The organism is Pseudalkalibacillus sp. A8 (assembly GCF_045920555.1).
Classification (GTDB): Bacteria; Bacillota; Bacilli; order Bacillales; family Fictibacillaceae; genus Pseudalkalibacillus.
Genome location: NZ_CP174509.1, coordinates 2761302 through 2785421, shown reverse-complemented (window position 1 = coordinate 2785421; position 24120 = coordinate 2761302). Strand labels below are relative to the sequence as shown.

General features: G+C 37.4%; 22 protein-coding genes and 3 pseudogenes. 5 read left to right on the top strand and 20 right to left on the bottom strand.

The window, feature by feature from the left end:
- Positions 1-55: 55 nt before the first annotated feature.
- The 7 genes and pseudogenes from ACJROX_RS14355 to ACJROX_RS14325 all read right to left on the bottom strand — a co-directional run bounded on the left by ACJROX_RS14355 (position 56) and on the right by ACJROX_RS14325 (position 8483).
- Positions 56-1363: an ABC transporter substrate-binding protein gene (locus tag ACJROX_RS14355; RefSeq protein WP_408011369.1), complete on the bottom strand. Its 1308-nt coding sequence runs from the start codon at positions 1361-1363 to the stop codon at positions 56-58.
- A gap of 455 nt (positions 1364-1818) precedes the next feature.
- A pseudogene (locus tag ACJROX_RS14350) lies at positions 1819-3126 on the bottom strand (transposase).
- A 262-nt stretch (positions 3127-3388) separates the two neighbouring features.
- Positions 3389-4555, bottom strand: a complete 1167-nt coding sequence (locus ACJROX_RS14345; protein ID WP_408011368.1) for a GntR family transcriptional regulator — start codon at positions 4553-4555, stop codon at positions 3389-3391.
- A gap of 438 nt (positions 4556-4993) precedes the next feature.
- Positions 4994-5429: pseudogene (locus ACJROX_RS14340) on the bottom strand (JAB domain-containing protein).
- 938 nt (positions 5430-6367) lie between these two features.
- Positions 6368-7459, bottom strand: a complete 1092-nt coding sequence (locus tag ACJROX_RS14335; protein WP_408011367.1) for an FAD-dependent oxidoreductase — start codon at positions 7457-7459, stop codon at positions 6368-6370.
- A gap of 240 nt (positions 7460-7699) precedes the next feature.
- A pseudogene (locus ACJROX_RS14330) lies at positions 7700-7906 on the bottom strand (peroxiredoxin); the annotation flags it as partial.
- Positions 7907-8051: 145 nt separating this feature from the next.
- Positions 8052-8483 (bottom strand): hypothetical protein, encoded by a 432-nt coding sequence (locus tag ACJROX_RS14325; RefSeq protein WP_408011366.1) that lies wholly within the window; start codon positions 8481-8483, stop codon positions 8052-8054.
- 136 nt (positions 8484-8619) lie between these two features.
- Between ACJROX_RS14325 and ACJROX_RS14320 the strand changes: the two genes are divergently transcribed.
- Positions 8620-9294 (top strand): TVP38/TMEM64 family protein, encoded by a 675-nt coding sequence (locus ACJROX_RS14320; protein ID WP_408011365.1) that lies wholly within the window; start codon positions 8620-8622, stop codon positions 9292-9294.
- Positions 9295-9316: 22 nt separating this feature from the next.
- Here the strand turns inward: ACJROX_RS14320 and ACJROX_RS14315 are convergent, their stop codons facing one another.
- Both ACJROX_RS14315 and ACJROX_RS14310 read right to left on the bottom strand, forming a co-directional pair.
- Positions 9317-9757, bottom strand: coding sequence for an OsmC family protein (locus ACJROX_RS14315; protein WP_408011364.1), 441 nt, complete (start codon positions 9755-9757; stop codon positions 9317-9319).
- A gap of 106 nt (positions 9758-9863) precedes the next feature.
- Positions 9864-10100, bottom strand: coding sequence for a glutaredoxin family protein (locus tag ACJROX_RS14310; RefSeq protein WP_408011363.1), 237 nt, complete (start codon positions 10098-10100; stop codon positions 9864-9866).
- 115 nt (positions 10101-10215) lie between these two features.
- Between ACJROX_RS14310 and ACJROX_RS14305 the strand changes: the two genes are divergently transcribed.
- Together ACJROX_RS14305 and ACJROX_RS14300 are read left to right on the top strand one after the other, a co-directional pair.
- Positions 10216-10653, top strand: coding sequence for a Crp/Fnr family transcriptional regulator (locus ACJROX_RS14305; RefSeq protein ID WP_408011362.1), 438 nt, complete (start codon positions 10216-10218; stop codon positions 10651-10653).
- A gap of 65 nt (positions 10654-10718) precedes the next feature.
- A complete protein-coding gene (locus ACJROX_RS14300) occupies positions 10719-10904 on the top strand; it encodes a helix-turn-helix domain-containing protein (RefSeq protein WP_408011361.1) in 186 nt (61 codons plus the stop codon).
- 103 nt (positions 10905-11007) lie between these two features.
- Here the strand turns inward: ACJROX_RS14300 and ACJROX_RS14295 are convergent, their stop codons facing one another.
- Genes ACJROX_RS14295 through ACJROX_RS14270 form a run of 6 tightly spaced genes read right to left on the bottom strand, consistent with a single transcriptional unit; the run spans position 11008 to position 16998 of the window.
- Positions 11008-12438 carry a dihydrolipoyl dehydrogenase family protein gene (locus ACJROX_RS14295; RefSeq protein ID WP_408011360.1) on the bottom strand — a complete coding sequence of 477 codons (1431 nt, stop codon included), beginning with the start codon at positions 12436-12438 and terminating at the stop codon, positions 11008-11010.
- Positions 12425-13108 (bottom strand): TVP38/TMEM64 family protein, encoded by a 684-nt coding sequence (locus tag ACJROX_RS14290; RefSeq protein ID WP_408011358.1) that lies wholly within the window; start codon positions 13106-13108, stop codon positions 12425-12427. The genes ACJROX_RS14295 and ACJROX_RS14290 overlap by 14 nt, the downstream gene beginning before the upstream one ends.
- Positions 13092-14105: an ABC transporter ATP-binding protein gene (locus tag ACJROX_RS14285; protein ID WP_408011357.1), complete on the bottom strand. Its 1014-nt coding sequence runs from the start codon at positions 14103-14105 to the stop codon at positions 13092-13094. The genes ACJROX_RS14290 and ACJROX_RS14285 overlap by 17 nt, the downstream gene beginning before the upstream one ends.
- A 19-nt stretch (positions 14106-14124) precedes the next feature.
- Entirely contained in the window at positions 14125-14919 is a 795-nt protein-coding gene (locus ACJROX_RS14280) for an ABC transporter permease (protein WP_408011356.1), read from the bottom strand.
- 2 nt (positions 14920-14921) lie between these two features.
- Positions 14922-15788, bottom strand: a complete 867-nt coding sequence (locus tag ACJROX_RS14275; RefSeq protein ID WP_408011355.1) for an ABC transporter permease — start codon at positions 15786-15788, stop codon at positions 14922-14924.
- On the bottom strand, positions 15769-16998 hold the full coding sequence (locus tag ACJROX_RS14270; protein ID WP_408011354.1) for an ABC transporter substrate-binding protein: 1230 nt from the start codon (positions 16996-16998) through the stop codon (positions 15769-15771). The genes ACJROX_RS14275 and ACJROX_RS14270 overlap by 20 nt, the downstream gene beginning before the upstream one ends.
- Positions 16999-17190: 192 nt before the next feature.
- Here ACJROX_RS14270 and ACJROX_RS14265 point away from each other — a divergent pair, with 192 nt between their 5' ends.
- Positions 17191-17781 (top strand): CDP-alcohol phosphatidyltransferase family protein, encoded by a 591-nt coding sequence (locus ACJROX_RS14265; protein ID WP_408011353.1) that lies wholly within the window; start codon positions 17191-17193, stop codon positions 17779-17781.
- Positions 17782-17809: 28 nt separating this feature from the next.
- On the opposite strand, the gene ACJROX_RS14260 is transcribed toward ACJROX_RS14265, so the two are convergent.
- The 5 genes from ACJROX_RS14260 to solA all read right to left on the bottom strand — a co-directional run bounded on the left by ACJROX_RS14260 (position 17810) and on the right by solA (position 22536).
- Positions 17810-18097, bottom strand: coding sequence for a carboxymuconolactone decarboxylase family protein (locus ACJROX_RS14260; protein ID WP_408011352.1), 288 nt, complete (start codon positions 18095-18097; stop codon positions 17810-17812).
- Positions 18098-18337 carry a peroxidase gene (locus ACJROX_RS14255; RefSeq protein ID WP_408011351.1) on the bottom strand — a complete coding sequence of 80 codons (240 nt, stop codon included), beginning with the start codon at positions 18335-18337 and terminating at the stop codon, positions 18098-18100.
- A gap of 1488 nt (positions 18338-19825) precedes the next feature.
- Positions 19826-20341, bottom strand: a complete 516-nt coding sequence (locus ACJROX_RS14250) for a hypothetical protein (protein ID WP_408011350.1) — start codon at positions 20339-20341, stop codon at positions 19826-19828.
- A 184-nt stretch (positions 20342-20525) separates the two neighbouring features.
- Positions 20526-20906, bottom strand: a complete 381-nt coding sequence (locus ACJROX_RS14245) for a JAB domain-containing protein (RefSeq protein WP_408011349.1) — start codon at positions 20904-20906, stop codon at positions 20526-20528.
- A 505-nt stretch (positions 20907-21411) separates the two neighbouring features.
- Positions 21412-22536, bottom strand: coding sequence for an N-methyl-L-tryptophan oxidase (solA, locus tag ACJROX_RS14240; protein ID WP_408011348.1), 1125 nt, complete (start codon positions 22534-22536; stop codon positions 21412-21414).
- Positions 22537-22976: 440 nt separating this feature from the next.
- Between solA and tnpB the strand changes: the two genes are divergently transcribed.
- Complete coding sequence (gene tnpB / locus ACJROX_RS14235) at positions 22977-24095, top strand: IS200/IS605 family element RNA-guided endonuclease TnpB (RefSeq protein ID WP_408010369.1); 1119 nt, start codon at positions 22977-22979, stop codon at positions 24093-24095.
- Positions 24096-24120 lie beyond the last annotated feature (25 nt).

The window sequence follows — 24120 nt, the reverse complement described above, 5'->3', positions numbered from 1 at the left end:
CTTTCAATTTTTAAAAAGTGAAGGCAAGGAGAAGTAGATCCCCCTGCCCTAAGGGTTACTTATACTTTTCGAGTGCCTTGTTTACTGCTTCTGTCGCTTTATCTAAGTTTTCTTGCGCAGTACCTTTACCTCTAACGGTGTTTTCTCTTGCATCTACTATTTCATTCCACATTAATTGCCCTTCAGGTATAACTGGTCTACTATGAGAATTTGGTAGGATATCGATAAATTTCTTTAGCATTAGATTATCACCACGACCTAACTTCTCGTTAACAGTAGGTATTACTGAAAGATCACCAGGAAGCTCTGCGAAGTATACTTCTTGTCCTTCTTCAGTACCGAAAAACTTTACGAATTCCCAAGCTGCTTCTACATTTTTTGCACCTTTTGGTATGATTACAGCGTGACCACCAGACCAAGTAGTGAAATCAGTACCAGTTGGAGTAGGTATAGGTGTTACACCATAATTCAAGTCTGGCTTGTATTTCTCTATAGCACTGATTGTCCAGTTCCCATCTACTTTCATACTGATTTGTCCTGAAATGAACGGGTCCATAGCCCCAGAGCCTGCAGAACTTTCAAATCCAGCAATATCCTCTACATCGAATTTTTGAGCGACATCCGCCATCCATGTAAGTGCTTCAACAATTTCAGGATCATTTGCTGTTACTCTACCAGTTTCTTTATTGTAGAATTCTCCACCAAAGCTCCATCCCCAACCGTAAATCCAACCTTGTCCGTACCATGGGATAAAACCAATTTGTTTAAAACGATTTCCCTCTTTTTTCGTTAACTTTTCTGCAGCTGCTTCTAATTCTTGAGTTGTTTTAGGTGGATTTTCCGGATCTAACCCAGCTGCCTTAAAGTGGTCTTTATTATAATAAAGCATACGTGAATCTGTTGTATAAGGAAGACCATACAATTTCCCTTTGTAGTTCGCTTCCTCCCAAGCATATGGGTAATATATCTCCTCAGTTATACCGTCAGAAGCAGCCATATCTGTTAAATTTGTAAGTGCATCTTGAGCTGCCCATGAACCAATCTTAAATCGGTCAAAAAGCGCAACGTCGGGTGGATTACCTCCAGCTACAGCAGTTAAAAGTTTTTGGTCTGCTCCTTCACTTGCTTCGGTATATACCATTTTCACTTTAATATCAGGATTTTTTTCTTCGAATGCTGCTACCATTTTTTTTAATGCCTGCAAACCGATATCAGTTGCATCATGCCAGAAAGTTATTTCTGTCTTTCCTTCTGCATTACCACCACTACTTGATCCTTCTGGCAAACATGCAGTTAAAAGTAAACTGAAACTAAGAAAAAGCGTCAGGTAGAAAACACCAACTTTTTTACCTCGATTTTTCACAAGTACTTACCTCCTCTTAAAATTGTAATCCTCTGTAATCCCCTTATATATAAAATCTAGGATGACTTTACACAATAAAAGAAGTGATCTCTTTCAACAAAATGAATGCGCTTACATTTAGTTGAAAATGATGTATTCTAAAACCTATTGCCCGACCCTCATGCTTGGACATCAAAATTAATTATATATGTATACACGGAAGATATATCAAATTACTATTTTTATTAATAGGTATATCAATTCCGTTTAATTACGATGTTATTATATCAACTTAAAATTAAACATGTCAACACTTTTTTTGCAAGATTCTGAAAATTTAAGTTTGATTTTACAAAAAGCTCGAAGCTGAGGGTGAATTAATATAAGAGAATTTGTAATTATAACAATGATGAATCAGTTTCATAATTCATCTTTTTTAAAATGGATAAAAATCCAGTATATAAAAATATCGTTTTTTAAGCAGCTTTGTTAAATGTGATTGATTGTTCTTTAATCCGTGCGTTAGCTAATTTCATCATATTGTAAACGAGTGTGACCCAATCAAAATGGACTTTTAATCGTTTTCCGGATCGGTATCGTACATTGCCTAACTGAAAAAATTCATTTAAATAAGCGATTACTCGTTCCACTGCGGTCCTTTCTTTATATAGGTCATCCCATGCCTTTGAGCCTCGGGCTGGTGCACTGTAACGTCGTAGATCAGTCTCGATCTTCACTTTATAAACCTTTTGACTCAGAGAATCATTGGCTAAGGGACAACTGGCACATTCTTTGGGACGCGTATATTTAAGGGTTTGATACTTCTTGTCAAAACTATCATAACGATAGGAATGCTCTCGTACACAAGTGGGAGCGAAGTTTTCATCAAATCCATCGAACTCAGCTTCTTTTTTCGTCCTGTGGGCGATGATTGAATAGCTTTTCATTGAATAGATCTGTTGGTAAATGGCTTTGAAATCATACCCTTTATCTAATATCGCATGATTAATTTTCAAAGTGGGAAGTACTTCTTGGATTCCTTTGAGTAAAGGGATCGCTGCCTTTCCATCATTTAATTTGGCTGTGGACATCATGGAATGTAGGATAAATTGGTTTTTCGTATCGACCGTAAAGTGACCTTTATAGCCATACCAATATCCGTTTCTTCCTTCGCTATTTTTCTTATAGCCCCAATTGGGATCTATCGGTATCTCATCTCGAAGAACTTGGTAGGGTACATCAAGTTGGTCTAAGGAGGCTTCGTAAGCCTCTTTTTCTTTCCGCCATTGTTCACGTTCTTTGTTCGTTTTTCTTCCGCGTTTCTTTAATTTGGGTTTTGGTTTTTTCTCTTTTGCGATGAAGGCTTTATCTCTGGATGTGAAATGACCGGCATCGATCGCTACATTAGGGTCATCTTCGATGAATCCCTCTTTTAGGGCATCCTGAAGGACCTGATGATCAGTCTCTTTAAGAACATTCGTTTCTTCAATCTTTGAAATCATCCTTGAGTAAGAGGCTTCGGATGGGACCGAGTCCGACACAAGGAAGCCACAATCCAACTTGAATTGAAGATCGTAGTTAAGACGGTTAACCAAGAGTTGAATTTCTGGAATACGTTCCACCACTCGAACGATAAGTGATTGAATCATCGCTGGATAATTCAATTCAACAGGTCTTCCACGATTGGATTATTTCGCCACCACACTGACGATTAGATCAATACAAACCGCAGAAAAAATCTCATCATATCGTTGGGTAGGTTCCAAATCATATAATTCCATCATGTCAAACAGACTTTCTTGTCGTTAATAGGCATAGGAGACCTCCTTTTGTTTCGAAAGTTTGTGTGGTTACTTACTCTTTATCGATAATTGGGGAGGTATTCCTTTTTTGTTGTTTCAAAACCCTTGGGACCGTAAGGTAGGGATTTATGAAACTGATTCATGATTACAAAAACTTATCTCACACCTGTTTTTTGGTTTTGTGAGTCTCCATTCTTAAGAACAAAAAATAATAGAAGCTACATTCAAATGAACATAGCTTCTATTATTGAATTGCTTTTATTGATCTCGATTGTGTAGATCTTCCTTTAATGACCTTAAATCCAACCTCAGAGTGAATTGGAGGCGTATCACTTTCTTGTACATGTTTAATTAATAAATCAACAGCATTAACACCGATTTTTTCTTCGTCTTGTAATATATGAGTGAAGAGTGGTTTGTCTATTATACCTGTTGGCGTATCAAAGCATGCAATAGAATAATCTTCTGGTACCTTTTTATCTAATGAGACTAATACTTCATATAATAAAACAGCAACCAAATACTCGCTTGTTATGAAAGCAGTGATTTCTGGGTTATTCTGAATTAATTTTTTTATTTCATTTCTATCGTTTTCATCAATTCTTAACTTTCTATTATTAATATCTGAATTTCCTTGTAGTGTACTCCTTATATTCTGTAAAATCGTATCAGGTTTAATTCTTACACCTTTGTCCGCCATTGCGACATGAAATCCCATTAGTCTATCTTCGAGAGAAGAAGTTCCCCCTGTTGGAGGTGTAAGATAAGCGATATGTTTATGTCCAATTTCTAACATATAGTTTGTTAACTCAATTGCTGCCATTTTATTATTAATGCAAACAGCACTTGAAGGTATTCCTGTTAAGTATCTATCTACTAAAACAAGTGGGTAATTTTCTATAACTAACCTTAGTAATGCATTATTATAATGCTTTCCTGGAGACGGCCATAAGATTAATCCCCTAACACCAAGATCTACTAAAGAATTTATTGCTTTTTCTTCTAATTGAGGATTACCTAATGTTTGTTTCATGACCATAGCTAGGTTATGTTTAGAACATCTTTTCTCAACTGAATCGAGAAGTTTACTGCCGTAATCACTCCCAAACCCTGGAAAGATAAATCCAACTAATTCTTGTTTGGAATTCGATAGAAAGAGGTTATTCTCTTTCTCTATCGTTAAATTACTTGTAGCGGTGTTAATATCGGAAACATAGGATCCTTTTCCTCGATATCGTTCTATTATATTTCTTTGAGCTAACATATCTAAAGCTCTTTTTGTTGTAATACGACTTACATTGAATTTTTCAGCAAGCTCATTTTCAGAGGGGATTCTATCCCCAGTTTTCAGTGTTCCATTTTTTATTTCTTCTAAAATATCAAAGTAAATTTTCTTATATAATTTGCTCATTGTAACTCCTTGCAATGTTTTAATTGATATATTAAATATAACAATTAAAATATACTTTGACAACTATTGTATCTTAAAATATATTTTTTTAAGTGAATTAATAAAAGAAACTTACTTACGATTCCGTTAACATACCAACATCCTTTTAAGCATAAAGACTGTTGAATCGTAACCGTATTAATCCTTCATTAATTATCTGGTTCTTAAACTTCTTCCATTGATCGGAACATATTCAATTCTCAAATCTTTTTTGTGCAATGGGGTTCGATGCCCCATTGAACGAACTGAAGTACAAAAAAAGGAAGGAGATCAACTCCATCCTCGTGTAATGTCCATAAATAAGGATTACAGTTGAGATATTAGCTGAAGACACAACCAACGAATGATAAGAATTTTTAAGTAAGAAGGGAAGGAGCTATGCTCCTTCCACCTTCCAAATTATTTTACATATCCTTTTTCTTTCAAACTGGTAACCCCGCTTCTGTATTAATAATCAGATGATTCAATACCTCAATCCCCATCATCTGTCCAGCTTCTAGAAGTCTTTTTGTTACTTCAATATCTTCTCTGGACGGGGTTGTGTCTTGGGAAGGATGCTGGTGACATAGTATGATGGCTGCGCTGTTATTCAAGATTACACTTTTGAATACTTCTCTCGGATGCACAATACTTGCATTGATAGAGCCAACATGGCACCGATGCACGGCAATTTCGTATTGAGACACATGACAAAGAACACTTCACGATCATCCTCACCGATAAACCCAGCAGCCACTCTAGCACCATCTTCTGGAGAACGTATAATGTGTGTTTGCCTTCCTTCCACCTCTGAAATCACCTGTCTAATCCGTTGAACCTCATAAATTGTTTCCATCATGAAACAGCTCCTTTCTTTGTTTGAAAAGAAAGGAATTTTTGCGAAAACGAGTGTAGAAGGATACGTAAGTATGTGTAAGCATCAAGTGAGATATTACGGCCATACTCAAAACCCAATGACTTAGCCAGCGTTTTCTGTTCTTTTTTCACCAAGTTTACGCTGGCTTAGCCGACTTGGTTTTGGTTGTGGCCGTTCGAACACGCAGATCCTTTACCGAGTGATGAGCAAATAATTATAATGAGGAGAACAAAGGAAGGTAAAATGAAGAGATAGTGTAGGAAGGTTGAATATATCTTTAACCGGATCTAGCCCCAAATGCTGAGGAAAAGCCAATTAACAAAATTTTATTAACCCCAAAAGAAAAACCCTCAACTACAAATAGCAAGAGCGTTGAAGGAATTAATTTAGTTTTGTTCCCAAGGATGAACTTGTGTACGGAACATATCTCACCCTTTCAGATCTCCTCAAAGCATATCTAAAAGTGCTGTAATATCAGCATTTATGTTTTTTATATATTAAAGGAAATCATATTTTTTGAAATTATTTTGGTCAAATTTTGGTCAAGGATTCTACTTTTCTTAATGGTTAAGAAAGCAAAAGCTATAGGCTGCTTTAAATATTAATAACGATTATTGTAATCTTGAAGATCAGAATCCTTATTGAACCTCCCTAAAGTTACACAGTTGAACCTTCCATTTCGAACTTAATTAAAAAACACTATCAAACCTTTTTTAATACTTATAAAAACGTTGTTATATCAGGATTTTTCTGATTTCCTTTTTAAAATGTTTTATCATTTTTCAATCTCACTTGGCACAAATTTGGCACGAATGTATCTATTGATTTTTGAAAAATTGAATTCGCATTTAATGAATAGGTACGTTCAAATAAATGTTCGGCTAGGAGTGTGACATACAGGAGTTTTTCAATTTGTTTTAGTTCTGATATTTGTTTATAAAACGTCTATCTATCCACTTTTTTAAATGCCATGCCCACCTTCCTGAATACCCTCTTCCTCTATAAATGAGAAATCCTTGCCTATTACCTGTCGACAGAATTGCGATAAAGTGACGTTGAGGCCGGAAGTATTCCCTTTTATCCGAGTTATTTACAAATTCCAAGATATTGTTGAATAGTACGGGTCCTTGTCTTACTGCATATACTCCAGTCTTAGCAAGATCTCGATGATTATCCAGCGTTATACAATCCCCAGTCCCGAAAATAGAAGGGTACTTTTCAACCTGCAAGGTATCCTTTACAAGCAGATATCCCTGTTCATCGGTTGGCAATTGGGACTCCTTGAATAAGCCTGGTGCTTTCGGACCAGTCAACCATATTAACTTGTCATATACCACCCGTGTATTACTTGATGTAAATAGAGCACGGCTTTGTACTTCTTGGACGGTTTCACCTTTTACAAGTTTAATTCCTTTTCCTAAAATGATTTTTTCTATTTTTCTGGATATCCTTTTGTTTTCACTAGCCAATAATTCACCTGAACTAATAAGTGTAATCTCAGTTCTGATTCCCTGTTTTTGTCGTCTTGCTTTAAGAGCCAAACTTATTTCAATTCCAGCTGCTCCACCACCTACAATAACAATTTTTTCAGCAACTTCTGTATTCGTTATAGCGTCGGGGAAATGATAATTGGGTTTTATTAGAGTAGCAAATTCGGACACTCTAGGTAATTCTAAACCTCTCGTTAATGAGCCAATATCAAATGAAATGACATCATAATCGTATAAGTCACCTTTTCCGGTCACTATTTTTCTTTCATTGGGATGAATAGCCATTACCTTGTCTTTAACCCAATTTATTTGGGATCGTTGAGCCAAATCTTTCAAATTTATTCTTATCTCATATAGTTCATAAAGTCCTTCTATGAATCCAGACATCATTCCTGAGTAATATTGATAACAATCTGGTGATATTAAAGTGACTTCTACATTTGGAATTGTATACCGTTGGAGTTGTTTAATGACATATAGATGTGCGTGTCCTCCACCCACCAGCAATAATTTTTTCACAGTTCAATTCCTTTCAATAGAATATAATCTGTCTAATTTACTTCTATTATAAATCAGATTTACTTTGGGAACTCTCTAACTAAAAATGATAATTCCATGTGCTTCAGGATATTCCATATTAAAATAGCACCTCAATTAATGGTAATAGGATTACCTTTTCATGAGGTGCTTGATAAAATCAGTATTACAATATCGACCTATCTCTAATTATCGACCGGAAAACAATTTTAAATTAAGCGATTACTTTAAATTTTTCGATATATATTTTATTATTTTTCGCATCTCTGTTATGCCGGGTCTACCAAATGGACTTGTCTGCCTTTTTTGATATAGAAGTTGTCCATTTTGATCAATAAGGAAATAGGCGGATTCTCCGTGAAGACCATGGTCTTCATTTGGATCATCATCACCATGATAATAAACATCGTAATCCTGCAATACCTCTAATCCAATTTAACAAAGTCTATTAAAAATATAAGTGAATGTATTCTCTTCTTTTTTATTAGCACAAGACCGTTTACAAAATCGAGATAGAAAGCAGAATGATAATGGTTAGTGATGAAGGCTGCCGGGTAAGGGCAGCCTTCAATTTCTATTTCGTTTTTTTGTAAACGAAGGCCAGAATCAAGGCGAAACCAATGTGTGTCATCAGGTTCATCAGTTGTGCCCCTGTAAATGCGGCGCCAATCATAACCCCCATGCCTAACATTGTCGGCATGATCAAGAGAGGACCTATCACCCACAAAATAATTCCATAAATAAGGGCCAGTCCATATATGTTTTTTCTTCCTGATTCAATGATACCGAATCCTAAACCAAATATAAGACTGATTACTAGATGAATGATCCATCCTACCGCAATACTTTCAGAGCCAACCAACATTGCCACCATGCCTAATTTCCCCATCATCTGCATCGCAATGCCAAATATAATACCAGCGACAATACTACCAAGAACTGATGCCTTGATGGAGAAACCAATTTTTCCAGTCTTCGGTTCTTGAACACTTTTAACTTCTGCCATTTGTAACACACTCCTCTCTCGGGATACATTAAGTGTATAAAAGAATAGGAGCCATTACTGTAAGATAAATTACATAATATTCAATCTAATTACTAGATAATGATAGAAAGCATTTAATTACTTGGAGGCTATTGTGATGTTGAAAAAGCTGGGGTTAGGGCTCATTTTGTTAATTGTGGTCATATTTTATTTTAAGGGAAGTAACTTGATTGATTTATTGACCGGGGATTCCATCAATCGAGTCGTAAGTTATGTTCGTTCTTGGGGTCTATTTGCTCCACTTATCAGTATAATACTGATGATCCTTCAAGCTATTGTAGCGCCAATTCCTTCTTTTTTAATCACTGGCGCTAATGGTTCGATATTTGGAATTTATTTAGGGTTTGCTATATCCTGGATCGGGGCGATGTTTGGTGCAATAACAGCGTTTTACTTATCCAGAGTATTTGGATATGAACAAATTAAGAAAAAACTGGATGATAACTGGTTATATACTTTTAAAAAAATGGAAGGTTCCTATGGATTTTGGTTCGTTCTTATTATGAGACTTTTACCAGTCGTCTCTTTTGATTTGATCAGCTTCGCTGCTGGGTTGGCAGGAATGCAAATCAAGCGTTTCCTCCTTGCAACCGGTATAGGGATGATACCTGGAACCATTGCGTACACTTTATTGGGTCACGGGCTTGTGGATATTGATAAATACCAAAATGTGATGTTGTATAGCCTAGGATTTCTCATTGTCTTATTTCTTGTTGGGTGGGCAATTAGATGCGGGCTTTTGAAACAAAAGAAAACAAAGGATGATTTATAACCAGTCCTTTGTAACAACTCGCTTATGCTCTTGTCCAATTGGCCTCTGTTTCAATACCAGCAGCAACAAATGTTGTGAATATCGGACAACGTGCATCTGTTTTTTCTTTTAATTCTTGAATACGTTCATCTGATTCGTCTGTAGATACTTTTGCATTGACTCTTATTTTTTCGAAATAAGGCTTCACATTAGGGTCTCCCATCAGGCCTCTTGTATCGAGAATGCCACTAATGTCAAATTCAATTCCTTTTAGGTCAAAATCCATTTCTTTTGCTACCAAATTGGCAATGACATTTTCACAACCTGCAAGAGATGCTAACAGCGCTGAAAGAGGATCTGCTCCAGTATCCTTTCCCCCCATTGCTGGTGGTTCATCAATTGTGATTTGATGTTTTCCCGCATCCAAAACCGATTGCATCCCATCGGTATTACCTTTTATACGAATGACTGATTTATCTGCCATAAATTTGACCTCCTTTGTTATTATTAACTTACATTAATCATACTAGCATCGAAGGTTAATTTTTTTCTGTAAGATGGCTTACATTGAGCCAGTCCTTAAAAACCCCCTATTTTACTCCAACCAATTCTTTGATTTCACTAATTCTATCACCTTTAATAATAGTATTCCTATATATAAATATCGGGACGTAGAATTCACCTACATGTTTTTGAACTTCTTTACTAAATTCAGGTTGTTCACATATATTAATTTCGTTAAATTTTAAATCAAATTCCTGCAAGAAATTTTTAATGTTTTGACATTTAGAACAACCATTGATTGTATATAAAATAGCTGTCATCATTCTTTCAACCCCTCCTCTTAGTTTATACAATACATCAAGGTTCATCTTACGTATGTAATATAAATTACTTTAAATAATCTCCATACAGAATATAATAGTGGCAGGAGGGATTTGCTTGGAAAATAAATTGAAATTTCTTTCTCAGATAAATCTACTTGAGGAAATGCAGATGGACGAACTCAAAGAAATAGATCGAATAAGTAATATGAAGCCTCTGAAAAAAGGCACGACCATATTTACCCCTGATACGTCGATCCAGGCTTTATACTTATTGAAAAAAGGGCAAGTCCGTTTGTACCGGATGAGTGAAAATGGAAAACAATTCACAGTTGATATCCTGGGAGATGGCAATATTTTTGGAGAAACTTCTACGTTTTCTTTGACTGAGGATCAGGATTATGCAGAAGCGATGTCTGATGTTTATTTATGTATTATCGGCAAGTCTGAATTCGAGAATTTGATTGAGCAGAATCCTAAATTAGCGATTAAACTGATTGAAATTTTATCAGCAAGATTACGAGACATTTATGAGGTCAGCGACAAATTGCTCTGAGGGATGTACGTTATCGGGTATTATCGTTACTACTGAAATTAAGTGAGAAATTTGGAAAACGAAATATGGAATGGCAGACGATTGATGTAAAAATTACGCATCATGATATTGCGACAATGATCGGTTCAAGCAGGGAAACAGTCAGCTCTATCATAAGTCAATTAAAAAAGGAAGGGATTCTAAAGAAGACTTTGAGTACACTTAAGATCAATGCTGAACTAGCTTTAAAAGAGCTGGATAAGAACAATTGAGGTTTAATTATCTCTCTTGCAACAACCTTTAAATGCCGCCATTTATTCATAAGATATTTCATTTCATTATGAGATAGGATTCCTGTAGTCCTATCCCCTTTTTTCATCTAAAAAAGCGAATATATTTTTCAGTAAGTTTAGGAAAGACACCTTTAAACAGCTTTTCCCTCCAAAACTGATTTGCTGCATTCTCCAGGATAGCACCGTGTGTCGGGTAAGGATGGATGACATTTGAAAGGTTACCGATTTTATGTCCTTCCGTCTTCGCAAATACAATTTCTTGCATCCAATCTCCTGCATTTCTGCCAACCGCATGTGCTCCAAGGATTTCACCTTTTTGCGAAGTGATGACTTTCACAATACCGACCTCGTCCCGGTCAGTTGCAAAACGATCAACATCTTTCATACGAACTTTGAATACCTTGATGGATTCTCCATGTGTGTCTCTAGCTTCTTTCTCTGTCAAACCAAGGTGGTACACTTCCGGATCCGTATATGTCACCCATGGGAGATTGTCATAGTTGATTTTTCCTTTGATGCCGATCAAAGCATTACGTACGACAATTTTCCCTTCCATTCCTGCAGCATGAGTAAATAGATATTTCCCATTCGTATCTCCTACAGCAAAAATATTCGAGACAGTCGTTTGAAGGTGTTCGTTCACAACGACGTTCCCCTTCTCAAGCTGAACTCCAATTTCCTCTAGTCCAAGGTTATCGTTATTTGGTTTTCGACCCGTTGTAATCAGAATAGCGTCTGTTTCAATTTCGACTGACTCCCCGTCTTGTTCAACGGTCAGAACTTTCGTGCCATTCTCCATACGAACGCTTTTCGCCAGAGATTTGAATAAGAACTTGAACTCTTTTTCAAGTTCTTTCTTTATGACCGGAATCAGTTCTTCATCTTCACAACCAAATATCGTGTTTGATGTTTCCACAACGGTGACTTCTGAACCAAAACGTGCCATCGATTGTGCCATTTCTAGTCCAATAGCACCTCCACCTATAACAACCAAACGTTTCGGTAATTCTTTTAAGTTGAATATCGATTCGTTTGTGAGGTATTCTACTTCTTCAATGCCTTCAATCGGCGGTATGAACGGTCTGGATCCGGTAGCAATGACGAATCGTTTCCCATTCAGGATTTTTCCGTTATCCAATTCGAATTGTTGTGCATCTATGAATCGCCCTGTACATTCTGAAAAGATATCGACACCTAGTGATTCAAAGCGCTCATGGCTGTCATGATGCTGAAGGTCAGAAATTGCTGCTCTTACTCTTTCCATTGCTAGCCCTATATCCGGTTGACCATAAACCGAAAACCCTAATCTTTCTGCAGCTTTTTGAGCGCCGTAGACTTCTTTCGCACTTTTAATGAGCGCCTTTGATGGAACACATCCATAATGGAGACAATCTCCACCGAGTAGCTCATTTTTTTCAATAAGAGCGACCTGGGCACCAAGGCTAGCGGCACCTGCTGCTACGGTAAGTCCACCAGCGCCACCACCTATAACAATCAAATCATATGGTTTCATCATCAAGAACCCCTTCCTCGCCTTCTTGTCTCTTCATCCATTTATTACGGACCCACATTGGAACCACTGTTAATGCCGTGAAGACAATTACTGCAAAAAGGATGATTTTCGGGTCCCCTTTTACCAAACTGCTGCCTAGAAAGTTGTAAGCGAAAGTCCCAGGAATGATGCCTATCAAAGTTCCCAGAAAGAAATCTCGAAAACGAACTTTTGAAACCCCAGCAGTGTAGCTGATAAGGTCGAAGTTAAACAAAGGTATGAATCGGAATAAAAGGACATAGAAGAATCCGCTTTTCTCCAATTGTAATTGAATGGTTTTCCCTTTTCCTTTCCATTCTTTTTTTGCAATATTTTTTCCAATTTTTCTAGCTACGATGAAGGATAATAATGCTCCTGCAGTCGCTCCCAGCACTGTAAAAATCGTACCGAACAATGGTCCGAAAGCTAGCCCACCTGTAATGGAGAGAACAGATGCCGGAAAGAAGATCAGAGATCGAACCGTATATAAAAGCATGTAAATGATTGGAGCAAATATTCCAAATTCGATGATCCAATCTCGGATTTCATTAGCATCCAAGTTCAATTGAGTCGTGCTGAACCAGATTACAAATGCGACAATCGCAACGATCGAACTCCACTTTAACCATTTATTCTTAAGCAAGGTTTTCATTGTCTTTATCTCCACTCTTCTTAATATTCTCTCCAAAGTGATGAATGCTGTCCCCATCATATTGTAATAAAATGAGGTCTCCATCTGTGAATTGATGTTTTTCGTAAGGAAGAGTAATCGTCTGATCTGCTTCAGGTATATAGATATGGTAGATCGTTTGCCCGTACTCCAGACTCTCATTCATGACTTTACCTTCAAGAATATTTAGATTGTTTGAAGTTTTGGAGACAGCAGGTATTACAGCCAATTTATTAGATGGTACGAAGCCCTCCTTAAAAACCAACCCTTCTGAAAAGAATTGAGCTACAAACGGATTTGCTGGTTGTAATGATAGGAACTTAGGCTTTCCGACCTGCTGTATCTTGCCTTTTCCCATTACAGCCAGTCGATCTCCCATATATGATGCCTCTTCTTTATCATGGGTGATGAACAAGCCTGTAACCCCTTCTTCCACCAATACATTTCTAACGTATTGCCGTAAATCATAACGAAGTGACTGATCCAAATTACTGAATGGCTCATCTAAGAGGAGCAAATCAGGCTTCGTTACAAGAGCACGGGCTAACGCCACACGTTGTTGCTGGCCCCCAGAGAGTTCATATGGAAATTTCTTCTGATAATGAAACATATCCACTTTATCAAGCATTTCTTGGGCGGATTGGATTCTTTCTTTTTTTGCAACCTTTTTCATCTTTAACCCATAAGTCACATTCTGCAAAACATTCATGTGGGGAAAAAGAAGGGAATCCTGAAACATCAAGACAATCCCGCGTTTTTCATATACATTTGTTTTGAGAATATGCCCGTTCATTTTAAACGTTCCTTTATGTTCTTCAAGGCCTGCAATACATCTCAATAAAGTTGTTTTTCCGCAACCTGAAGGTCCAACCACACTTAATACTTCTCCTTTATTAATCGAAAGAGAGATATCGTCAAGGATGGTCACTTGGTTGTTAAATTGTTTTGAGATGTTCTTTAGGTCAATAAATTTCTCCATACCTACGATATCCTTTCCATCAAGGTTGTCTGATCAACGTTGTCACACTTTTACAAATCAATTCAATGCCGAACCAAAAAATGATCGGTAATATAGCAAACAATAGGGTGAACGCAGCCATAATTGATTGGTTTGCACTGTTGAAATAGGGGTAATAGATCATCGGTAATGTGGTGATGATCCCTCCTCCGATAATCGCTGTCAATGCATATTGACTGAGAGTAATGACGACAGTGAGCACAATTACACTTCGTATGCTTGGCATTAACATGGGTACCGTAATCGTCCAAAATTGTTTTAGTCGACTTGCACCCAAGACAGTCGCTTGTTCATACCATATTGTGCCGATTCGCTCATACCCGGTTCTTAGAATTCTGATTGCATAAGGGACAGTAGGCAGGAGATGAACAAGCACGACACCTGGAAGTGTGTCAGCTAGATTGAATCGAATCATTGTCAAGTGTAAGCCCATGACAATAAACAGCAACGGAATCAATAAAGGCAGCATTAGAATCGTTTCAATTAATGTCTTCCCTTTGAACAGTGCAAATGCAAGTGCTCTAGCAGCAGGCATACTGATGCACATGGTTAACATCACGACAGCAGCTGTAATGATCAACGAGTTACTCAATGCTTGAATAAGGTTCGGATCGTCGAATACTACATACCACGCTTGAATTCCAAATTGGTGAGGTATCAAATCGGGCCACATCCATCGAAAGGAAATACTTTGTAACATAACAAGTAATACTGGCCCTATTGTCAAAATGACCGAAAATACCAACAACGTTCTAATCATTAATTTTTGAAACATGATTAACTCCCCTTCATTAAACGGTGCCGGTATTTTTGACTGGATGAATAGACGGCTATAGTCAATGTGACAATGGTGACTGTCATAACCGTCATCGATGCAAAGGCGAGCGGCCTCTGGGTCCAGGTCCCATCAAAGAACCATTCGTAGGCGAGAACTGGGGTCATCTGCGGGAACGTGACTCCAAGCAAATAAGGGACTTCAAAGGCTGCAAAGATGAATGCGAATAAAATAAATGCGATTTCAATGATAGACGGCCACAGAAATGGCCACTGCGCCGTTAGAAATACATTGGATTTGCTTCCGCCTAACGTCCGTACGACATCTTTTAAGCGGTTGTCCAGTTGCACATAAATTGGCAACAGCATCAACACTACAAACGGGATTTCCTTCCATACATACGTCAATATGATTCCTACTCCTTTCTTATCATTTACTAGATTCGGGAAATCACCAAGTTGTGAAATCACGCCTAAATGATATGAAAATCCTGATATCCATCCGCTATCTGAAAATAACAGTACAATCAGATACCCTGCAGCGAAATGTGGAAATAACATAGGAACCCATATGACTGCTTTCCATCGGTCTTTCATAAGATACGAGAAAAGAAAGTGTGTAATACCAAGACCGATCAATAAACCGAGTATGGTTGAAATGAGAGTGATCAAAAAGGTGTACCAGAGTGAAGTCCAAAACAAGCTTTCCGTAAAAAGAGCTCGATAGGCTTCGGTCGACCATGAAAACTCCATATGCAGGCTTTCCGTTATCCCATTAATCATGCCGTTAGCTAACAGCCCAGCAATCAATAAAAATGCTGGGGCAAGCTGCAAGTATGGAAGTACCTGTTTATTTCTGAACAACTTCATGCAACCATTGCTCCTTAATCCAATCAATATAGGAAGAGTTAAGTTCAGGTAAATAAGCCTCCTCCAATTTTTTTGTCGACAGGACAGCGTCTCCCCGATCAAGAGATTTTAGTTCTGATTGGATATCTTTTGGTAATCGGTTAGATTCAAGTACCATACCTTCTCCCCACATTGAAGGGTCTATTTTTGCCAACTGGGCTTCAGGTGATTCCATAAAATTGATGGCTAACATAGCACCCTCAGGATTAGAACTGTTAAATGGGATACTTAAATAATGCGTATTACCGATTGAGCCGATATCTAATACATACGATTTAGTAAACGGTGGAAAAACACCTTCCTTGATCAACCCCTCACCCCTTGCCTCATTGAAACCAAATGTAAACCATACTTCACCTTTACTATACAATTGATCTAATTGGGATAAAGATTCGGGGTAAGTTTTTCCACTCCTCCATAATTGCGGTGTTATATCCTTCAAATAACTCCAAAACGCCTCATCTTCACCTTCAAGCCAAGAGGGATCAGCATTTTCGTTCAGTTTTGGATTCTTACCTGTTTTTTCATACAACACATGACGCAAGAAAGCATTCCCAGAAAAATCCTTTGGATTTGGGTAAGTAAAGGTACCAGGATTTTTCTTGATAAACGTACTCAACTCATCCAGGTTTTCAGGTGGACTTTGTACCTTTTCAGAGTCATACCATATGACAAATTGAACTTTTCCCCATGGGGCTTCCATCCCTTCGATCTCTGTACCCATATCAGATTTCGTGAAGTTCTTATCACTGTCGATATATTTAGTGAAGTTGGGAAGTTTGGATACAAATGATCCGAGGAGTAATTTATTTTCTTTAGCATTTTTAAAGTTCTCTCCATTGATCCAGATGACATCAATCGTCCCTTTTTCTTTGCCTGCTTTTTTCTCGGTTTGTAGTTTATGGATAAAATCATTCGTATCCATCGGGTGTCTTTTTAATGTAATATGATGTTTTTCCTTCAACTTAGGGGCAACCCACTCATCAATATAACGATTTACCCCGTTGTCACCACCCCACATGAATAGGTTGACAGTTGAACCCTCAGCATCTTTTACAACCTGATCCCAATCTTTTTCAAGTGCATCCGAGGAATGCCCTTCTTCACTTGTATTACATGCGGTAAGAAAGAATGTCAAAACCGTTATTAGTGCCATCACTTTATGTATCATCTTTATTAAACCTCCATTCTCTTAGTTGTTTATTTTTATATCTAATCAAAGTATAGTAGATGTCTGAAAAGATTTATGTAAGGAATCTTACAATCCATACGGCTTCAAAATGTAAGTTATGTTACTGTATGTTTTTCTTTCTATGGTTAAAATTAGTACAATAACCCGTATTTTATTTGAGGTGGTCGAAAAATGCTTGATACTCATGCTAGGAAATATGTTCAACCGATAATTGAAAAGACTGCAGATTTCTTTTTGAAAACAGGACTCACTGCAAATCAAGTAACCTACCTCGGATTTTTTGTGGGGATATTTACCGGCGTCTTTGCTTATTTTGGTCACCCTGTCATAGCAGTACTCACCCTGTGGATTTCAGGCTTCCTGGATGCAGTGGATGGTACGATGGCACGAAAAACGAAAACTTCACCCTGGGGGACATTACTGGACATCACATTTGATCGTTTAGTCGAAATAAGTGTGATTGTAGGGCTCGCGTTTCGTTATCCGAATTCGATGTGGGCTTTACTTTTATTAAGTGTTTCCATCATCTTTGCAATGACCGTTTTTCTTACGGTTGGTGCCCTTTCAGAAAAGAATGGTGTAAAATCCTTTTATTATCAAGCAGGTCTTGCAGAACGTACGGAAGGATTTATCCTGTTTTCAGTCATGATCCTATTTTCATCCTATCTGACATTGTTGACATTATTATTTTTAATCGTTGAACTGTTCACTACATTTCAACGGCTATTGGAAGCAAAACATCTACTCGACAAAAAGAACTGACTTAACTCGTCAGTTCTTTTTCATATATTCATTGTTCCAGCTGGACACCCAAGCCTTCAGCCATACGATTGACAAAATTAAAGTAAGATGTGATTTGGCAAACATCCAGGATTTCCTGATCGTTACAACCTTTTTCTCTTAACAGTTTTACGTCTTCATCATTGACACTACTTGGCTTTTTCGTCAATTTAACAGCATAACCCAGAATTGCCCTTTCTTTATCGGTTAGAGTGCTACGTCTATAGTCTTGCTTGATTTCTTCTACGAGCTTTTCATCTTTCACCAACAAATGGAGCGCCGCTCCATGATGTTCCATTCAGTAAAAGCATTCATTTGTTGACGAGACGACCGTTGCAATCATTTCGCGGAGCCTTCGTGGTAAAGGGGATTTGCCAAACATGATCACTTTATAATATTCCAAATGAGCCACTAATGATTTAGGATTCAGTGAATGGACCCTTAAAATATTGGCCATTTGTCCGTTAAACCTTTCGTAAAGTTCCTTCATTTTCCCTTCTGCTTCATCATATTCGATGACTTTGATTCGAGCAGCCATTTTACATTTCCCTTCCTTTCAGCGAACGGAGACCTTCACTATGTTTTTGCTACTTTTTCGAACGAACTTTTTCAACAATCAGAAAGATGATAGCGGCAATAAAGAAAATAGAGTGAATCAAACTGAATTCATCACCATAAAACTCAGAATCTCAGTAGGAAATCAGTCCTTTGATAATCATATCACTTAACGGATAAAAGATAGGTACTGCATCTCACACATGAGTCAGAAAATCAATGATCACATGACCAAGCCATCCATAAAGCAAAGCAATCCAAAGGTTCAGACGTCGTCCTGTAATGAATAATGTCAGTCCGAAGGTCTGTTTTTTGTGTTTTAATACAGACTTTAGATTGGGCAGCTTTATCCTGGCCTATCCCGCATAGGCAGAATCTTCAATAACTTTGATACCTCTAGTAGCCGAATCTGAGGATAATCATTTTGCTAGATTCCTAACATTGCTTGAAAAATACAAATGTATTAAGACTTTGTTTCAGAAAACGTAATATAAGGTATATACTTAAATATAGTTTTCAATGAAAGGTGAAAAAAATGTACGGACACAAGTATGTGCTAAAATGGATTTCGAAAAACATCCCAACCTTAAATTGTAAAATACATGACTATCCAGTCCTCAATGCTGGAAAACGTATTGTAGATAAAAATGGAGATTATTTAATTATTTATTATGATAAAAAGCAAAGATGTGTGTACTCTTTAAAGGTACTGAAAAAGACCATTTCTGCTATAAGGTCACTCAATTGTAAACCGGGTATAACAAAAAGCATTGATAGCCAAACCGGTTCCCATAACTAACCAGTCCTGATGAATAAACAACACCTTACACGAAAAGCCGGAAAGACTAAAGCGAGAAATGAATAAGGCTTTTGACCTCCACCTGCATCTCTAAAAGCATCCCATTTCAAAAAACAAACATGGATAAAAATAAAGCTTCCATAATTTGTTTGCCAAACCATTCCGATCCTTCATGGAACTTAATAAAATAACTGTGCTAAAATTTTACTGAGTATTGATTAATCCTATAAAAAGTAAACTCTTCATAAATTATACCGTTTAAGATTTGACCAAACCCCGGTAAATCAATACTCCAAACAATCTTTCATACTTACGTTTTCGCTTCTTCTGCTATGATTTTTACAAACGAAGAGAATCATACTTTCTTCTCCATACTCGATTTATTCTTGGTCTTTCTACAATTATTCAATGAACAGCCATGCTAATACTTTAAAATAAATCCAGTGGATTGGATGAAATAATAGCTTTATTTACACAACACGTTGTCAAAATAAACTTTAGCCGGAAACATATTGTTCCACTATAAAAATTAATCGAAGTACGTAAAAACCGGCAAAAGCAGCTTGTCTTAAGATCACAAAAAATAAACCATTAACATCAATGGTTTATTTTCGTAAGTCGTTAAGAAGTCATCGGCTTTATTGGTTTTCTTCTAGAATTTATATTCTCACATTATCTAAAAAAAATTTCTCCTGGATCTGCTGTATTAAATTGCTTTGGAAACAGTAAACCTTCTGTATATGGGGACGAAATATTATATTTACTAAATTGTTGTGCTGTTTGAGCATAAAAGGCTTTAGCACCCTGTACATCCCTTTTCCCTGTAACTAGATCATTCAATAAATTCAATGATAAAAAATTCATGGCTTCTTTATGGCATTTTGCGGAAGCCTCTCCTTTCGTCCGATCTGGATAAACACTTCCATCAAAAGCAGCGACTTCATCATATAAGTGTACAGGTACCTTATAATCGATCGTTTGTTCCAAAAAATCCGGATGAGGTGTAGGGAAATGATGTGGAACCGGATCTCGATAAACAATCGTACGCTTCCATGGTCCGTTATTATACCAGATTAGTCGACTGAACGTACATTCATGTGGATACCCGTATTTTTTAATGATCGTAATCGCTCCATCAAGTGGAGCCCCTTCCCATGTGGATAATACCTGATTTAAAATGTTATTCATGGCCTACCTCCAATAGTTGCCTAGAAGTAGTGTATGAGTTAAATCTAAGATTTGTAACGGTTCAATTAAAAAAGAAAAGCCGATTTTTCGCCTTGAATGGTAAAATCAGCTATTTCTATTTTTAAAAAGGTTTCTTATTGTGGTAATCTACCTTCTGAAGATGCTTCGTAGAAAAGAGACCGATTTACCTTCTAGAGGCTCCATACCTTATTCCCATAAATCCAGAAAGCTCCTTATCAAAGGTTACTAAATCCTCTCGGTTTAATTGATTTATTGAATTTTTACCGATTACTTGCATTGCACTGTTGTTCAGGATTGCACTTTTGAATACTTCTCTGGGATGAACGATCCTCGCATTGATTGATCCTACATGACAACGATGGACTGCAACAACCCTGTTTTTTGTATTGAGACACATGACAAAGAACACTTCGCGATCATCTTCTCCGATAATCTCTACAGCAACTTTAGCAGCATCTTCTGGAGAACGTATGATGTATGGCTCTCCTCCTTCCACTTCTGAAATCACCTGTCTGATCCGTTGAATTTCATAAATTGTTTCCATCTTGATACAGCTCCTTCCTTTGTTTGAAAAGAAAGGAATTTTTGCGAAAACGAGTGTAGAAGGATACGAAAGTATGCAGAAGCATCAAGTGGGAAGTTACGGACATGTACAAAACCCAATGACTTAGCCAGCGTTTACAGGTCATTTTTCACCTAGTTACGCTGGCTTAGCTGACTTGGTTTTGTTTATGGACGTTTGACCACACAGATCCTTTACCGAGTGATGAGCAAAGAATTACAATGAGGAGAACAAAGGAAGGAAAAATAAGATAGGGTACGGTGGTGGAGTATCCTGACGGGATTAACCACCAAAAGATTGAAGATTTTTTCGAAACATTTTAACATATATAACCAATTGTCATATTGAAAACAAAAAGCATTTTCCCTATATGGTAGAAAACAGCTTGACTACAAAAGGTACCTATCGTTACCCTTAGCACCCTTAATTCGTTTATTTTAATTTTCTCGCCCGTTAGACTCTACCACCTTCTTCGAACACTACATCATTAAAACCTCTCCATCGAGAACGGCTTCAAATCAAACTCACTTTTACCATCAATAACAAGCTGTGACAATATCTCTCCGACTACACTGCTAAACTTAAATCCATGCCCAGAAAATCCAGCTGCAACTACCACATTACTATGCTGCGGGTGTTGATCAATGATAAAGTCACCATCAGGTGTATTGGTATAGGTACATGTACGACCAATTTCATGCTCGATGATCTCAGGCATAAAGGTTTTGGCAAATTCCGATACATCACCAACATCCTCTGGGTAATCACCAAACTCTCCTAAACTTTCGCCTACCTTTATTGTTTGTCCTCCATCGTGACGACCGATCTTGACACCTGCTCCATTTATACTAGGAAAACCGTAAAATAATTGATTTGGTAAACAAAAGGCATATGCTGGAAATCTACTTGTATGATAAAGACTTTCCTCAGACTTAAACCAAGAGAAGGTTTTTCTTACTAATTGTAATGGCAATTCTAGATTTAAGAAAGTGAGTATTTGGGGAGTTCCCTTCCCTGCTGCCACAATTAAAGAATTACTTGAGAAAGAGCCATGTGTCGTTTCCACATGAACGATTCCATCTTCCACAGAGATATGATTCACTCTCGAATTTGCTTGTAAAATAGCGCCACTTTCTATTGCTAGATCCCGGTATGCCCTAATACATTCTTCACTAAAAAGTACTCCGGAGTTTTCCTCAAAACAACCGATTAGTGCTTCTGGTATCGAAAAACCTTTCCACTTTCGATTAATTTCAGTAGGTGTTAATTTCTCAACATTCAAATCGTGTACCTCCGCACTTTTCAGCACATTTTGTATGAAGTCGGATTTTTTTTCGCCTACTGTTAAAACTCCTGTTTGAAGAAATAATTGTTTTCCTGAAGCTTTCTCTAGATCATACCATAGCTCTTGAGCTCTCAAGGCCATGGTCACATAGCATTCACCCTCTCCATAGGCATGACGAATTATTCTAGATTCTCCATGATGTGATCCTTTCGAATGTGGCGGATCATTTTCGTCGATTAATAAAACACTCTTCCCTTGCTTTGATAGGTAATATCCAGCTGCCATCCCCATAGATCCAGCACCAATAATAATGACATTATATTGCATCGTAACACAACCTTTAACGAAAAAGATTTTAGAGATTCATTAGTTCATTACACTGCCGCATGATATTTATTAAATCCATCATTCTTTCTTTGTGCTTCAGCAAATTCTCCACCAATTCACCACCAGCAATTCCTGCTTAGTTTACCAAAACGTTAATAAACCCTAACTTAATTTCCGCCTAATTAAGCTCGTCCGATCAACTACCTTCGTAATATCACCTGCTTTTTGGAAATAAGTTTAATGCATCCTTCAATTCGAGTATTCTGTTTCTAGCTACTTTAGCTTTTATCGTATTACCGACAGAAGACTCCCACCTCAAGGAATGTGAAGGGCGTATCCCAATGAGTAGGTGGGAGATGAATGTCGGTTGGCGTTAGCCAAAGTGGACCTCGTTGTGTTAGAATAAGAACATACATTCCCTTTAAACGAGATGATCAACCATGTTAATCAAAAAAGCGTATAAGTTTCGGATCTATCCAAACAAAGAACAGGAAATCTTAATCGCTAAAACCATTGGTTGTTCTCGTTTTGTTTTTAATCATTTTTTAGCAAAATGGAATGATACATACAAAGAAACAGGCAAAGGATTAACTTATAACGCTTGTTCTTCTCAACTAACACAACTTAAGAAAAAATTGGTTTGGTTAAAAGAAGTTGACAGCATTGCTATACAATCCTCACTTAAAAATCTTGCTGATTCGTATACTCGATTCTTCAAGAAACAAAACAAAGCACCACGATTTAAGTCTAAAAAGAATAATGTACAATCCTACACAACAAAGCACACGAACGGCAATATTGCGATTGTAGGCAACAAAATCAAGTTGCCTAAACTTGGCTTAGTCAGGTTTGCCAAAAGTCGTGAGGTTGAAGGTCGTATCCTGAATGTCACGGTTCGACGTCATCCAACCGGAAAATATTTTGTATCCATCCTTGTTGAAACAGAGGTTGAAGCGTTACCTAAAACCGGTTCAGCTTTAGGGATCGATGTTGGCCTCAAGGACTTTGCGATTTTGTCTGATGGAACAATACATAAGAATCACAACTATTTTCGCAAACTTGAAAAGAAATTAGCCAAAGCACAACGTACGCTTTCAAGGCGTAAAAAGGGTTCTTCCAACTGGCATAAGCAACGGATAAAGGTTGCACGACTGCATGAGAAAATTACCAATGCAAGAATGGATGACTTGCATAAAATCTCGACCGGTATTGTCAAAAACCACGACATCATCGGTATAGAAGATTTACAAGTAAGGAATCTATTGAAAAACCACCATTTAGCCAAATCTATCAGTGAGGTTAGTTGGTCGAAATTCCGTATGATGCTTGAATACAAAGCGAAGTGGTATGGCAAACAAGTGGTCATTGTCGCAAAAAATTTTCCCTCTAGTCAACTATGTTCAAAGTGCGGATACAAAAACAAAGATGTTAAAAATCTCGGATTGCGTAAATGGGATTGCCCTTCTTGCGGCGAACATCACGATCGAGACATGAACGCAAGTATCAATATTCGTAATGAAGCATTACGATTAACCGCAGGAACTGCGGGGATAGCCTAATTAAGAACCGGTGGTTGCACTGGTG

What these genes read in the sequence shown, in the direction of transcription:
- ACJROX_RS14345 (WP_408011368.1), bottom strand. Translation starts at nt 4,555, where the DNA reads ATGAGCAAATTATATAAGAAAATTTACTTTGATATTTTAGAAGAAATA.
- ACJROX_RS14325 (WP_408011366.1), bottom strand. Translation starts at nt 8,483, where the DNA reads ATGGCAGAAGTTAAAAGTGTTCAAGAACCGAAGACTGGAAAAATTGGT.
- ACJROX_RS14320 (WP_408011365.1), top strand. Translation starts at nt 8,620, where the DNA reads ATGTTGAAAAAGCTGGGGTTAGGGCTCATTTTGTTAATTGTGGTCATA.
- ACJROX_RS14315 (WP_408011364.1), bottom strand. Translation starts at nt 9,757, where the DNA reads ATGGCAGATAAATCAGTCATTCGTATAAAAGGTAATACCGATGGGATG.
- ACJROX_RS14310 (WP_408011363.1), bottom strand. Translation starts at nt 10,100, where the DNA reads ATGATGACAGCTATTTTATATACAATCAATGGTTGTTCTAAATGTCAA.
- ACJROX_RS14300 (WP_408011361.1), top strand. Translation starts at nt 10,719, where the DNA reads ATGGAATGGCAGACGATTGATGTAAAAATTACGCATCATGATATTGCG.
- ACJROX_RS14295 (WP_408011360.1), bottom strand. Translation starts at nt 12,438, where the DNA reads ATGAAACCATATGATTTGATTGTTATAGGTGGTGGCGCTGGTGGACTT.
- ACJROX_RS14290 (WP_408011358.1), bottom strand. Translation starts at nt 13,108, where the DNA reads ATGAAAACCTTGCTTAAGAATAAATGGTTAAAGTGGAGTTCGATCGTT.
- ACJROX_RS14285 (WP_408011357.1), bottom strand. Translation starts at nt 14,105, where the DNA reads ATGGAGAAATTTATTGACCTAAAGAACATCTCAAAACAATTTAACAAC.
- ACJROX_RS14280 (WP_408011356.1), bottom strand. Translation starts at nt 14,919, where the DNA reads ATGTTTCAAAAATTAATGATTAGAACGTTGTTGGTATTTTCGGTCATT.
- ACJROX_RS14275 (WP_408011355.1), bottom strand. Translation starts at nt 15,788, where the DNA reads ATGAAGTTGTTCAGAAATAAACAGGTACTTCCATACTTGCAGCTTGCC.
- ACJROX_RS14270 (WP_408011354.1), bottom strand. Translation starts at nt 16,998, where the DNA reads ATGATACATAAAGTGATGGCACTAATAACGGTTTTGACATTCTTTCTT.
- ACJROX_RS14265 (WP_408011353.1), top strand. Translation starts at nt 17,191, where the DNA reads ATGCTTGATACTCATGCTAGGAAATATGTTCAACCGATAATTGAAAAG.
- ACJROX_RS14260 (WP_408011352.1), bottom strand. Translation starts at nt 18,097, where the DNA reads ATGGAACATCATGGAGCGGCGCTCCATTTGTTGGTGAAAGATGAAAAG.
- ACJROX_RS14255 (WP_408011351.1), bottom strand. Translation starts at nt 18,337, where the DNA reads ATGGCTGCTCGAATCAAAGTCATCGAATATGATGAAGCAGAAGGGAAA.
- ACJROX_RS14250 (WP_408011350.1), bottom strand. Translation starts at nt 20,341, where the DNA reads ATGAATAACATTTTAAATCAGGTATTATCCACATGGGAAGGGGCTCCA.
- ACJROX_RS14245 (WP_408011349.1), bottom strand. Translation starts at nt 20,906, where the DNA reads ATGGAAACAATTTATGAAATTCAACGGATCAGACAGGTGATTTCAGAA.
- solA (WP_408011348.1), bottom strand. Translation starts at nt 22,536, where the DNA reads ATGCAATATAATGTCATTATTATTGGTGCTGGATCTATGGGGATGGCA.
- tnpB (WP_408010369.1), top strand. Translation starts at nt 22,977, where the DNA reads ATGTTAATCAAAAAAGCGTATAAGTTTCGGATCTATCCAAACAAAGAA.